This is a genomic window from Pseudomonas abietaniphila (assembly GCF_039697315.1).
In the GTDB taxonomy this organism is placed as follows: domain Bacteria; phylum Pseudomonadota; class Gammaproteobacteria; order Pseudomonadales; family Pseudomonadaceae; genus Aquipseudomonas; species Aquipseudomonas abietaniphila_B.
The window spans coordinates 557,717-570,262 of sequence record NZ_CP155619.1 but is presented as its reverse complement, the minus strand read 5'-3'; the positions used below and the strand labels follow the sequence as shown (position 1 = coordinate 570,262).

Genomic DNA, 12,546 nt, shown 5'->3' with positions numbered 1-12,546 from the left:
AACGCGGGGAGGGTGAGACGGGATTCAACTCAGGCTGTCATTGCTGCCAAATGTCCTGACGCACGTCCAGATTGCAACCAGCACCGGCACAGCCAGGCACCACAGACCTATCGCCAGATACAACAGCGCAGCACCGATGCAGCCGACGGTGAAGCCCAGCAGGTTCAGCGCGATGGGCTTGAGCCGCTGTTTGATCACACTGCGTTCTTGCTCGTCGCGTAAACCGATCAGCGCGAACACATCGATAGCGCCTTGGGTGACATTCCCGGTCATCAGGGTGGTAGGCGGCGCGCCTTTGAGGTGCTGACGCGAAATGGCGTTCTGGATCGCCATGGCGGCCACGCCGGTCATGCCGGTGATCAACGCCGAGGCGCTGTCGCCATCGCTGAACGGCCCCAACCCGATCGCCAATGCGCCGAACAGGGCGAGTAAGAGCGTGTGCAGGATCAGCAGCGGTCGCAGGGGTGTCAATCCACGCCGGTTGATCGAAACGGCGGCGATGTGACTCAGGCCAACCACCACGGCGAACACCGGTAATGCCAGGAGTTTGGCCAGCGCGCCTGAAGTGCCGTGGACGATGCTGACGCCGAGGGTCACGAAGTTGCCGGTCACGTGAGCCGTGAACAGGCCTTGCAGGGCGAGAAAGCCGATGGTGTCGACAAAGCCGCCATTGAAGCTGAGGGCCGGGGCCATGGAACGGTGAATCGTGGGCATTTTGAACCTCCGTGAGATCGCCGCAAAGGCGAATTCATTCGCGGGACGCGGTCAGGCAATGGGGATGCTGACCCTCGCGAACAAACTCGCTACTTAAGGTGCCTGCTGCTCGATCAATCAACGCTCGGCTTCAGGTTGAGCGCTGGACGCCGGCTGGTCTGCGGCTTGTTTTTGCGGCTCCCGCACATAGATCGCCAGCAGCATGGCCCCAAGACTCAATCCGGCCAGCGCCAGCGAGCCCACATCGATCGCCAGATCAAGGCCCCAGGCCGTCGCCGCGCGGCCCAGCAGCATCGCAACCACGCCTTGCATCAGGTACGCCACCAGAAACAGCGCCGACAGCGTTCCGGCTCGGTGGTGCATCGGGGCATGGGCGTTGATCAGGTTCAAGCCGCCCATGAACAACAGGCTGTAACCGGCGCCGCTGGCGGCACTGGACAACAGGAACACCGGCAGCGCATGGGTCGCCGTCGCCAGCATCAGCAACAACAGGCTGGCGATGGAGAGACTCGCGCCGGCAATGATCGACAGCTTTGAAGTGAAGCGTTTGGCAACGATCCCGGTGAAACCCACCAGAATGGCGAACAGCGAAATCGCGCCGCCGTTGACCAGCGCATTGCTGGAGCCGATCAGGTCATGGGCAATTTGCGAGCCCAGCGACAACATGGTCGCGCCCACTGAGTAGGCGCTGAGCACCGCACTCACCGACACCAGAAAAACGCGGCGCAACGGCTTGTGAATCTGCGGCAGTTTCAATGACCAGCGTTTGCTGCTTTCAGCCTTGGTGTGACGCGGCAGGTGCCAGACGCCGGCCAGCGTGGCGACCAGCACCACCACCAGCACCCAGAAGCTCAAACGGGTGGGGAAGGGCGCGTATTGAATCAACCCGCCGCCCATGATCAGTGCCGCCGCTAGACCGAATGCCTGCGCGGCGGTGGTAATGGCGCCGGCAAGTTTGGCTTTGCCCGGTGCGCTGAATTCCACCACAGCGGCCGCTGAAGGGCCTGCGGAGAGCCCGACGCCGATGCCCATGAACGCCCGACCCACCAGCAACCAAGTGACATCTGGCGCGACCGCAAACAGCAGCACGCCGATCAACGACGCCGTCAGTCCCCACAGCATCGCGGCACGGCGGCCGATGTAATCGGAGAGGTCGCCCAAGGCAATCAGCGTCGCCACCACGAACACCGGGAACACCGCAAAAATCAGCGTGGTCACGGTCGGTGTCAGTTGCCATTGGTGCGCGTAAAGCGGGTACATCATGGCAGGGGCGGCGCTGGTCCACAGGGTATGGACAACCACGGCGGCGGCCACCCAGAAACTGCTTTTGCGGCCCCATGTGCGGGAGGTATGGCTCATTTCAGTTGCCTCAAGGGTGTCAGTCATGACGTTACGGTGCACAGGAGAAAAAGCCTTGAACCGATGTGCGTTTGATTGCGGTGTCCAGTCAGCCAGCGTTGCAGTGTCTGAAGCACCGTATTCGCCACTGTCGTAACCTCCAGCAGCTCCCACAGGGTCTGCGGCAACCACAGATTTTGCGGCAGCCCCAGGTTCTGCGTCTGCACAGCTCTTGCGGCAGTCCCAGGTTCTGCGTCTGCCACAGGTCTTGCAGCAGCCACAGGTTCTGGGTTCACCCGGTCCCTGTGGGAGACGTCGGAGGTTACGACGGCAGCGAAGGCGGCGTGTCAGTCGCCATCGATGTCACTGCCCCAACGCATTCGCGAGCAAGCTCGCTCCCACAGGTTCTGCGGCAACCACAGCTCTTGCGGCAGCCACGGGTTCTGCGTCTGCCACAGCTCTTGCGCCAGCCACAGGTTCTGGGTTTACCCGATCCCTGTGGGAGACGTCGGAGGTTACGACGGCAGCGAATGCGGTGTGTCAGTCGCCATCGATGTCACTGCCCCAACGCATTCGCGAGTAAGCTCGCTCCCACAGGTTCTGCGGCAGCCACAGATTTTGCGGCTTCTGCGTCTGCCACAGGTCTTGCGCCAGCCACAGGTTCTGGGTTCACCCGGTCCCTGTGGGAGACGTCGGAGGTTACGACGGCAGCGAATGCGGTGTGTCAGTCGCCATCGATGTCACTGCCCCAACGCATTCGCGAGCAAGCTCGCTCCCACAGGCTCTGCGGCAACCACAGCTCTTGCGGCAGTCCCAGGTTCTGCGTCTGCCACAGGTCTTGCGGCAGCCACAGGTCCTGGGTTTACCCGATCCCTGTGGGAGACGTCGGAGGTTACGACGGCAGCGAATGCGGTGTGTCAGTCGCCATCGATGTCACTGCCCCAACGCATTCGCGAGCAAGCTCGCTCCCACAGGTTCTGCGGCAACCACAGGTCTTGCGGCAGCCACGGGTGCTGCGTCTGCCACAGCTCTTGCGCCAGCCACAGGTCCTGGGTTTACCCGGTCCCTGTGGGAGACGTCGGAGGTTACGACGGCAGCGAATGCGGCAGGTCAGTCAACGTCGTCCTCAATTGACTCACCGCCTTCGCCGGCCAGCCGGGTCAGGCAATCAATTCAAGTGTGCCTTGAGCTCGCCTGCCGCCTGACGCATCGCCGCCTTGACCTCCGGAATGTTGCTCAGCGGATTCAGCAGGCCATAGTCGTGGACCATGCCGTTGTAGCGCACCGCGGTCACATCGACGCCAGCGGCATCCAGCTTCCGGGCATAGGCTTCGCCTTCGTCACGCAATACATCCAGACCGGCCGTCTGCACCAGCGCCGGTGGCAGGCCCTTGAGTTGCTCGGTGGTCGCACGCAAAGGCGATGCGTGAATGTCGGCACGCTGTTTCGCGTCGGTGGTGTAGCTGTCCCAGAACCAGGTCATCATGTTTTTGGTGAGGAAGTGACCCTCGGCGTACGTCTGGTAGGAGCCTGTGTCGAAGTTCGCGTCGGTGACCGGCCACAGCAGCAACTGGAAACGCAGCTTCGGCGTGTTCTGCTCTTTGGCCATCAGCGCCACCACTGCGGCCATGTTGCCGCCGACGCTGTTACCGGCCACGGCCAGTCTTGAGCCATCGACGTTGATGTCCTTACCGTGCTCAGCCACCCAGCGGGTCGCGGCATAGGCTTGATTGATCGCCGTCGGGTAATGCGCTTCCGGCGAAGGCGTGTAGTCCACGTAAACCGCCACCGCGCCTGAGCCCACCACCAGATCGCGAATCAGGCGGGCATGCGTCGGGTAGTCACCGAGTACCCAGCCACCGCCGTGGAAATACATGAACACCGGCAGGTCACCCTTGACGCCTGCTGGACGCACGATCGTCAGCTTGATGGTCTGGTTGTCGGCCTTGATGGTCTTCTCGCTGACCTGAATGCCGGACATGTCTACCTTCACTGAGTTTTGCGCACCGGTGAGCACCGCACGGGCATCCTTGGGCGTCATTTGCTCCAGCGGGCGTCCGCCACCTGCCGCGAGGGCGTTGAGGAAGGCTTGAGTCTGATGCTCAGGCACGGCAGTTTCGGCGGCGAAAGCATTGCCGATGGACAGCGCGAGGAGGGTAGCGGTCAGGGTCTTTTTCAGGGCGTTCATGAGGTCTTAGTCCTTTAGGTCGAATGAGTCAGTCGTGGGTAGCCGCTGATGCTCGTTGAGCTGTCTGCTTGCTGGCTTGGAGGTGAATGTACGGACTAATAGATTGAGGAACAATTGGCCTAATTAGAGACTCATTGTTTCCTTTTTGGGGACTATAAGGGCGAGGCAGTTCTCAAGCGAACATCGCGCGTCAAGGGGAGGTGCGTGGAAAGGGTGATTGGACGGCAGAAGTAGGGTCGGCCTGCGTTGCCTGTGCTATCGAGAAGACCGAGCCAGGGTCTGGCTGGGGTATTCCAGGAACAGCGCCCGGTAGGTTTCCGCAAACCGCCCCAGATGCCAGAACGAATAGCGCATCGCCACTTCGGCAACATTGGTGTCTTCGGTCTTGGCTGACAAAAGATCCTGACGCGCCAGGTTCAGGCGTCGAGTCCGCAGCCAGGCGGTCGGCGCCATGCCGACGCATTCATTGAAGGCCTTGCGTAACTGCTGGAACGAGGTATCCGCGGTCTCGGCCAGTTGGGCGACGCTGAAGTTCTCGGTTGGGTAGGCGTTGACCTGTTCGAATACGCGCTGGACGATCTTGCGCTGATCACGCACGCGCAGGTTTCTGCCCGATACGGGCGAACACTCCGACTGCTCCAGCACGTACAGACAATCTTCGATCAACTGGTCCCCCAAGTGGACCGACTCTGTGCTCTCTGCCTGAGTCATGCGGGTCAGCATTGTGCTCAGCCAGCCACTGAACAAGGCGCCGTGAGTCGACGTGAGCGGTGTCAGCAACAGGTCTTCGAAGGTGCGGTGCAGATGGCGGGTGCCGAGGCTGTGCTGTCTGATCACCACGGCGATTTCGCGATAGTTCTCCGGTGTGATCCACAGGTTCTGCGTGCTGGCGTCTAGCAGGTACAGCGCGCGGTCGGCCATGTCGAAGCTGAACACCAAGGCATCGCTCGGCGCCTTGTAATACTGCTCGATGCGGGTATTCATGTGCTCTTCGTAGACTTGCACGCCGCCCAGTTCCGCCTCGACCAGCCGGCCCTTGAACTGCCCCGAAGACATCTGCGCGTAGTGCAGGCTCCAGCCCGCGTATGAAGTGCCTTGCTGATCGGCGGCGACGGTTTCGAATACCTTGACCGACATAAATGGCCTGCGCTTGAGCGCTGTTGTTATGAGGTGCGGGCACCATAGCAGCCCACCTTTGCGCCCCGCAAGCCGCGCTTTCCGGGGCTTTCGGCGACCGCTGGCTGAATCTGCGCCCGCACCAAAACAGGGCGGGCAGGTGGCGCGAAAGTGGATAGACCGGCGGCTTGACGATCTTCCAGCATAGGGCCCAGCACAGCGCTCGGGCCAATGCCCACCGCGCCACGATTCGTCGTCACCCCCAGAGGTCCCATGGACAGCAGCGTGAAAGACCCACTCGCCGAGTGGTTGAAAAGCTACGGCATCACCGAAGTCGAATGCGTGGTCAGCGACCTGACCGGCATCGCCCGCGGCAAGATTCTGCCTACCAACAAATTCCTCAACGAACACGGCATGCGCCTGCCCGAAAGCGTGCTGCTGCAGACCGTGACCGGCGACTACGTCGACGACGACATCTACTACAACCTGCTCGATCCGGCCGACATCGACATGACCTGCCGCCCCGATCCGCAGGCGGTCTACGTGCTGCCCTGGGCGATCGAGCCGACGGCGATGGTCATTCACGACACCTTTGATCGCTACGGCAATCCCATCGAGTTGTCGCCACGCAACGTGCTCAAGAAAGTGTTGGAGCTCTACGCCGCGCAGGGCTGGCGGCCGGTGGTGGCGCCGGAGATGGAGTTCTACCTGACCCAGCGCTGCGCGGACCCGGACTTGCCGTTGCAAGTGCCGACCGGACGTTCCGGGCGTCCCGAGAGCGGGCGTCAATCATTCTCCATCGAAGCGGCCAACGAATTCGATCCGCTGTTCGAAGACGTGTACGACTGGTGCGAGGCGCAAGGGCTGGACCTGGACACGCTGATCCACGAAGACGGCCCGGCGCAGATGGAAATCAACTTCCGTCATGGCGACGCGCTGGACCTGGCCGACCAGATCACAGTGTTCAAACGCACCATGCGCGAGGCGGCACTCAAGCATGATGTGGCGGCGACCTTCATGGCCAAGCCGATCACCGACGAACCCGGCAGCGCCATGCACCTGCATCAGAGCGTGGTCGACATCAAGACCGGCCTGAGCGTCTTCAGCACGCCCGAAGGCGAGCCCAGCAAACTGTTTCTGCAACACATCGGCGGCCTGCAGCGCTACATCCCCGAAGTGCTGCCGCTGTTCGCGCCGAACGCCAACTCGTTCCGCCGTTTTCTGCCGGATACCTCGGCGCCGGTCAACGTGGAATGGGGCGAGGAGAATCGCACCGTCGGCTTGCGTGTGCCGGCGTCCAACGCGCAGGCGCGGCGGGTCGAAAACCGTCTGCCGGGCGCTGACGCCAACCCGTACCTGGCCATCGCCGCCAGCCTGCTGTGCGGCTACATGGGCATGATCGAAGGCTGCGACCCGAGCGCCCCGGTTCAGGGCCGGGGCTATGAACGACGCAACCTGCGCCTGCCATTGACCATCGAAGACGCGCTGGAACGCATGGAAGCCAGCGCTGCGGTGCGCAGGGTCCTCGGCGACAAGTTCGTGCAGGGTTACGTCGCGGTCAAACGCGCCGAACATGAAAACTACAAGCGCGTGATCAGCTCATGGGAACGCCAGTTCCTGATGATGAGCGTCTAAGCGCAGCGGTCTTTTCCATTGACGTTGGGGGCACCATGAAGTTGATCGTTACCACGCTGTTTCTGCCGGCCATGCTCGCTGGCGCAGTCACCCAGGCGCACGCCGAAGGCAACACCGTGAAGATTTACAACTGGTCCGATTACATCGGTCCGACGACGCTGGAGGATTTTCAGAAAGCCACCGGCATCCAGCCGACCTATGACGTGTTCGACTCCAATGAGACGCTGGAAGGCAAGATGCTGACCGGCCGTTCGGGCTACGACGTGGTCGTGCCGTCGAACCACTTCCTGGGTCGGCAAATCAAGGCCGGGGCGTTCCAGAAGCTCGACAAGAGCCAATTGCCGAACTGGAAAAACCTTGACCCGCAACTGATGAAGCAACTGGAGGCCAACGATCCGGGCAACCAGTACGCCGTGCCGTACCTGTGGGGCACCAATGGCATCGGCTACAACGTGGACAAGGTCAAGGCCGTACTTGGTGTCGACACCATCGATTCCTGGGCGGTGTTATTCGAGCCCGAGAACATGAAGAAACTGCAGAAGTGTGGCGTTTCCTACATGGACTCGCCCGATGAAGTGTTCCCCGCCGTGCTCAACTACATGGGCCTTTCCCCGCGTAGCGAGAACGCCAAGGACTACGACGCGGCGACCGCGAAGCTCAAAGCAGTGCGCCCGTACATCACCTATTTCCACTCCTCCAAATGGGTGTCGGACCTGGCCAACGGCGACATCTGCGTCGCGTTCGGTTATTCCGGCGATGTTTTGCAGGCCAAGTCCCGTGCTGAAGAAGCGAAGAATGGCGTGAACATCGCCTACTCCATTCCCAAGGAAGGGGCCAACGTCTGGTTCGACATGCTGGCGATTCCCAAGGACGCTGAGCACCCGAAAGAGGCGCTGGCATTCATCAACTACCTGCTCGAACCGCAGGTCATCGCCAAAGTCAGTGAGACGGTCGGTTACGCCAACCCGAACCCTGCGTCCAATGCGCTGATGGGCAAGGAAATCACCGAGAACCCGTCGATCTACCCGACGTCTGAGGTGATTAGCCGGTTTTACATCTCCTCGGAATTGAAACCTGCGACCTTGCGCCTGATGACGCGCAAGTGGACCGACATCAAATCCAATCGCTAAGGAACGCTTTATGCCTGCTGCACTGCCACACACGGGTTCGTACTACGCCGCGTCGGTCGCGCTCGAACCTGAGCGCGCCTCTTTGGACACCGCCATCAGCGCCGATGTCTGTATCATCGGCGGTGGATTCACAGGGGTGAACACCGCGCTGGAACTGGCCGAACGCGGGATGTCGGTGGTGCTGCTGGAGGCGCAGCGCATCGGCTGGGGCGCCAGTGGCCGCAATGGAGGGCAGTTGATTCGTGGCCTGGGGCATGACGTCAGCGGCGTCGAGCGCTGGGTCGGCAAGGAAGGCGTGCGGTATTTGCAGCAGGCGGGTTCCGAGTCGGTCGACATCGTGCGCCAGCGGGTGAACGACAACGGCCTGGCGTGCGACCTGCGTTGGGGGTATTGCGACTTGGCCAACACTCAGTCGCACTGGAAGGGATTGCAGGAGGAACTGGACGCGCTGACGGCCCAGGGCTATCCGCACCCGCTGCGGCTGGTCGAAAAACACGCGCTACACGAAGTGGTGAATTCATCCGCCTATGTCGGTGGGTTGATCGACATGGGCTCGGGGCATTTGCACCCGCTCAAGCTGATCCTGGCCGAGGCGCGGCTGGCGGAAGCGAAGGGGGCGATCCTGTACGAGGCGAGCCCGGTGCGCCGGATCGTGCACGGTTCGAAGGTCCAGGTGTTCACCGATCATGGTCAGGTCTCGGCGGGTCAGGTGGTGCTGGCGTGCGATGCGTTTCTCGAAAAGCTGGAGCCGGCACTGACGGGCAAGCTCCTGCCGGCCGGGAGTTACATCATCGCCACCGAGCCGTTGGGCGAGGCGCGGGCGAGGGCGTTGATCCCGCAGAACATGGCGTTGTGTGACCAGCGGGTGGCGCTGGATTATTACCGGTTGTCGGCGGACAACCGGCTGTTGTTCGGCGGGGCCTGTAATTATTCGGGGCGTGATCCGGCGAACATCGCTGATTACATGCGGCCGAAGATGGAGCGGGTGTTCCCGCAGTTGAAGGGTGTGGGAATTGACTTTCAATGGGGCGGGATGATCGGTATCAGTGCCAATCGCTTTCCGCAGATCGGGTATTTGCCGAAGGCGCCGAATGTGTTTTACGCACAGGGTTATTCGGGGCACGGTTTGAACGTCACGCATTTTGCGGCGCGGATTCTGGCACAGGCGATTGCCGAGCGGGACAGTCGGGCGGTGGAGTTGTTTGCCAGGGTTCCGCACCGCACATTTCCCGGCGGGGAGCGGCTGCGTTCGCCGCTGTTAGCGTTGGGGATGATGTGGTATCGGTTCAAGGAGTTGATTTGAGGGTAGGGCGGGACGCTGGTGGGTGTACCTAACTCTACTCATTCTGCGGATTCGAGTGTTTGATCGTTCCCCCGCTCTGCGTGGAATTGCCTGCCAGGACGCTCTGCGTCCCCGCTGACGCAGAGCGTCAGACGCTGCGTTAGCACGCGGAGCGTGGGAACGATCAAACGCATAAGCGCGTTTCGTTGTTGATCTTCATACCGCAGCACTCCAGACCAAAATTCCGCGCCAAAACTAGACAAGAACCCAAAAAAAACCCGCCAATCAAGGCGGGTTTTTTGAATCAATCAAACATCACAGTTCTTTTACAGTACGAACCTGATCCTTGTTGATACGGGTCTCTTTGCCGTCCAATTGCTTGAACTCATAGAAGCCGGATTCTTCGTCATATTTCGGCGCATCCGTAGCCTGGATCTCACGGCCGTCATTCAGGGTGATCACAGTCGGCGAGGAGCAACCGGCAAGGGAAGCCAGGCCAAGTGCGAGCAGGAAGGCTGCAGGAAGGGTCCGTTGTTTCATTACTGTGTCTCCGAGGGTAATTCTTTATGTAGTGAAGTTTCTGACGCAGAGGGGATCAGCAAAGTTCCATGAAACCTGATTTGTCGCCTCAAGGCCTGACATCGATCAACAAATCCGGCGTATTCAGATTCGCCAGCCGTGGATCTTGCGCCGGACATTGAAATGGCACGGCGCCCAGGTCGGTCATAGTCCGCCTCGGGCTGCGCTGGCCCTGCTGCCAATGCGCCTCGAACACCGGCGCGTGAACCGCAGGTATGCAACACAACAAGGGCTCCCATTGCTCACCCTGACGCACCATCACCGGCTTGCCGGGGTGCGCCAGCGCCATGCGCCGCAGACCCTCCAGCAATCCGACATCCAGCAGCGGCGAGTCGCATGGCATCACCAGCAGGTACGCATGACGCGCCACCGCCAGCCCCGCGCGAATCCCGGCATACGGCCCTGGAAAATCGCTTTCGTCGTCCTGCACCAGTTGATCGGCGAAACGCGCGTACTGCTCACGGTTGCGGTTGCAGGAAATGATCAGGTCGTCGGTCAAGGGACGAGTCAGGCGGTGCAGGTGCTGAATCAGCGGCTCGCCGCGCCATTCGATCAGGCCTTTGTCGCGTCCGCCCATGCGCTGCCCCCGACCCCCGGCCAACAGCAGAATCGAGCAGGGCGGTAGGGCGTCGGGAGCAGTCATGGCGAACTCGGTCAGCGGAGAAAAAAGGAGTGCTGTGATATAACACCGGTCTGTTTCCCCTACAACTGGACCTCGCCGATGAAAGCCAAGGCTGACACACCTTTTGTGCCGTTGAACATTGCTGTTTTGACCGTCAGCGACACCCGCACTTTTGAAAATGACACCTCCGGACAGATGTTCGTCGATCGCCTGACCGCCGCCGGTCACGGGTTGATCGACCGCGTGCTGTTGAAGGACGATCTGTACAAGATCCGCGCTCAGGTCGCGACCTGGATTGCAGACGACTCGGTGCAAGTGGTGCTGATCACCGGCGGTACCGGTTTCACCGGTCGCGACAGCACGCCTGAAGCCGTGGCGTGTCTGCTGGACAAACAGGTCGACGGTTTTGGCGAGCTGTTTCGCCAGATCTCGGTACCGGACATCGGCAGCTCCACCATTCAGTCCCGGGCGCTGGCGGGCCTGGCCAATGGCACGCTGGTCTGCTGCCTGCCAGGTTCGACCAATGCGGTGCGCACGGGCTGGGACGGCATCCTTGCCGATCAGTTGAACAACAGTTTTCGCCCGTGCAACTTCGTGCCTCACCTGAAGAAAGCTGAACCGTGCGCAACCCGTGGATGAGAACCCATGAGCAAGCCTGAAATGCGTGGCCTGATTCCGGTGGAAGAAGCCATGGAACGCTTGATGAGCCTGGCCGAAGCCACGTCGATCACCGAGCGTGAAACGGTGGTACTGGCCGATGCACAGGGCCGGGTACTCGCCGATGACCTGATTTCCACGCTGGACCTGCCGCCGTGGCCCAACAGCGCCATGGACGGCTACGCGCTGCGGATGGCCGACTGGACCGGGGAACCGTTGCCGGTCAGCCAGCGGATTTTCGCGGGTCAGGCGCCGCAACCCTTGCAGCCGGGCACGTGTGCGCGGATCTTTACCGGCGCTCCGGTGCCCGAAGGCGCGGACTGCGTGGAAATGCAGGAGAACGCCGAGGTTCAGCCCGATGCGCGTGTGCGTTTCCTTGAGCCGTTGAGGGCCCTGCAGAACATCCGTCCCAAAGGCCAGGAGACCACCGTTGGCGACAAGGTGCTCGACGCAGGCACGGTCATGACGTCCATCGAGCTGGGACTGGCGGCCACATTAGGCCTGGGGCAACTGGACGTTGTCCGGCGCGCCCGGGTCGCTGTGTTGTCCAGCGGCGACGAGTTGATCGAGCCGGGTCTGCCGTTGGGACCGGGGCAGATCTACAACAGCAATCGCGTGTTGCTGTGCAGCTGGCTCAAGCGTCTGGGCTGCGAGGTCGTGGATGCCGGGATTCTACCGGACGACCTTGAAAAGACCCGCGCGGCGCTGGCCGCACTGGGTGACGTGGACCTGATTCTTTCAACGGGCGGTGTGTCGGTGGGCGAGGCGGATTTCCTCGGCCATGCATTGCGTGAGGAGGGTGAAATTGCGCTGTGGAAACTGGCGATCAAGCCGGGAAAACCCCTGACCTTTGGTCATTTTCGCGGCGTACCGGTGATCGGTTTACCCGGCAATCCGGCTTCGACGCTGGTGACCTTTGCGCTGTTGGCCAGGCCTTATCTGCTGCGCCGTCTGGGCGTGCAAGACGTCAAACCGCTGCAATTCAAGGTGCCCGCCGGGTTTGTCTGGGACAAGCCTGGCAACCGTCGCGAGTACCTGCGCGGGCGTCTGGAGCAAGGGCGTCTGATCGCTTACCGCAACCAAAGCTCGGGCGTGCTGCGCAGTGCGGCGTGGGCCGATGGCTTGATTGAAGTGATCGAAGGCACCACGGTTGCCGAAGGTGACTTGCTCAACTTCATCCCGATGAGCGAGGTCATGGGCTGACAAGCGGCTGGATCCAATCTCGAAATCCTGCGCTACCCTCAAAGCGTGTCATGACAAATAGGCATCCAGCATTTGCCTCGGA

At 61.4% G+C, this 12,546-nt stretch carries 11 protein-coding genes; 5 read left to right on the top strand and 6 right to left on the bottom strand.

Going from position 1 to position 12,546, the window contains the following annotated elements; translation table 11 throughout:
* Positions 1 to 24: 24 nt before the first annotated feature.
* The 4 genes from ABDX87_RS02465 to ABDX87_RS02450 form a co-directional block, all read right to left on the bottom strand.
* Positions 25 to 714, bottom strand: coding sequence for a YoaK family protein (locus ABDX87_RS02465; RefSeq protein WP_346831421.1), 690 nt, complete (start codon positions 712 to 714; stop codon positions 25 to 27).
* Between the two features lie 117 nt (positions 715 to 831).
* On the bottom strand, positions 832 to 2,073 hold the full coding sequence (locus ABDX87_RS02460) for an MFS transporter (protein ID WP_346831420.1): 1,242 nt from the start codon (positions 2,071 to 2,073) through the stop codon (positions 832 to 834).
* 1,147 nt (positions 2,074 to 3,220) lie between these two features.
* Entirely contained in the window at positions 3,221 to 4,240 is a 1,020-nt protein-coding gene (locus tag ABDX87_RS02455; RefSeq protein ID WP_346831419.1) for an alpha/beta hydrolase, read from the bottom strand.
* A gap of 255 nt (positions 4,241 to 4,495) precedes the next feature.
* Positions 4,496 to 5,377 carry a helix-turn-helix domain-containing protein gene (locus ABDX87_RS02450; RefSeq protein WP_346831418.1) on the bottom strand — a complete coding sequence of 294 codons (882 nt, stop codon included), beginning with the start codon at positions 5,375 to 5,377 and terminating at the stop codon, positions 4,496 to 4,498.
* Positions 5,378 to 5,641: 264 nt separating this feature from the next.
* Here ABDX87_RS02450 and ABDX87_RS02445 point away from each other — a divergent pair, with 264 nt between their 5' ends.
* Genes ABDX87_RS02445 through ABDX87_RS02435 form a run of 3 tightly spaced genes read left to right on the top strand, consistent with a single transcriptional unit; the run spans position 5,642 to position 9,424 of the window.
* Complete coding sequence (locus tag ABDX87_RS02445) at positions 5,642 to 6,991, top strand: glutamine synthetase family protein (protein WP_431061205.1); 1,350 nt, start codon at positions 5,642 to 5,644, stop codon at positions 6,989 to 6,991.
* Between the two features lie 35 nt (positions 6,992 to 7,026).
* Positions 7,027 to 8,121 carry a polyamine ABC transporter substrate-binding protein gene (locus ABDX87_RS02440; RefSeq protein ID WP_346831416.1) on the top strand — a complete coding sequence of 365 codons (1,095 nt, stop codon included), beginning with the start codon at positions 7,027 to 7,029 and terminating at the stop codon, positions 8,119 to 8,121.
* A gap of 10 nt (positions 8,122 to 8,131) precedes the next feature.
* On the top strand, positions 8,132 to 9,424 hold the full coding sequence (locus tag ABDX87_RS02435; RefSeq protein ID WP_346831415.1) for an NAD(P)/FAD-dependent oxidoreductase: 1,293 nt from the start codon (positions 8,132 to 8,134) through the stop codon (positions 9,422 to 9,424).
* 294 nt (positions 9,425 to 9,718) lie between these two features.
* On the opposite strand, the gene ABDX87_RS02430 is transcribed toward ABDX87_RS02435, so the two are convergent.
* Positions 9,719 to 9,943: a YgdI/YgdR family lipoprotein gene (locus tag ABDX87_RS02430; RefSeq protein WP_346831414.1), complete on the bottom strand. Its 225-nt coding sequence runs from the start codon at positions 9,941 to 9,943 to the stop codon at positions 9,719 to 9,721.
* Between the two features lie 88 nt (positions 9,944 to 10,031).
* Positions 10,032 to 10,625, bottom strand: a complete 594-nt coding sequence (mobA, locus tag ABDX87_RS02425; protein ID WP_346831413.1) for a molybdenum cofactor guanylyltransferase MobA — start codon at positions 10,623 to 10,625, stop codon at positions 10,032 to 10,034.
* Between the two features lie 78 nt (positions 10,626 to 10,703).
* Between mobA and moaB the strand changes: the two genes are divergently transcribed.
* Positions 10,704 to 11,243 (top strand): molybdenum cofactor biosynthesis protein B, encoded by a 540-nt coding sequence (gene moaB / locus ABDX87_RS02420; RefSeq protein WP_346831412.1) that lies wholly within the window; start codon positions 10,704 to 10,706, stop codon positions 11,241 to 11,243.
* 6 nt (positions 11,244 to 11,249) lie between these two features.
* Entirely contained in the window at positions 11,250 to 12,464 is a 1,215-nt protein-coding gene (locus tag ABDX87_RS02415; protein ID WP_346831411.1) for a molybdopterin molybdotransferase MoeA, read from the top strand.
* Positions 12,465 to 12,546: the final 82 nt, after the last annotated feature.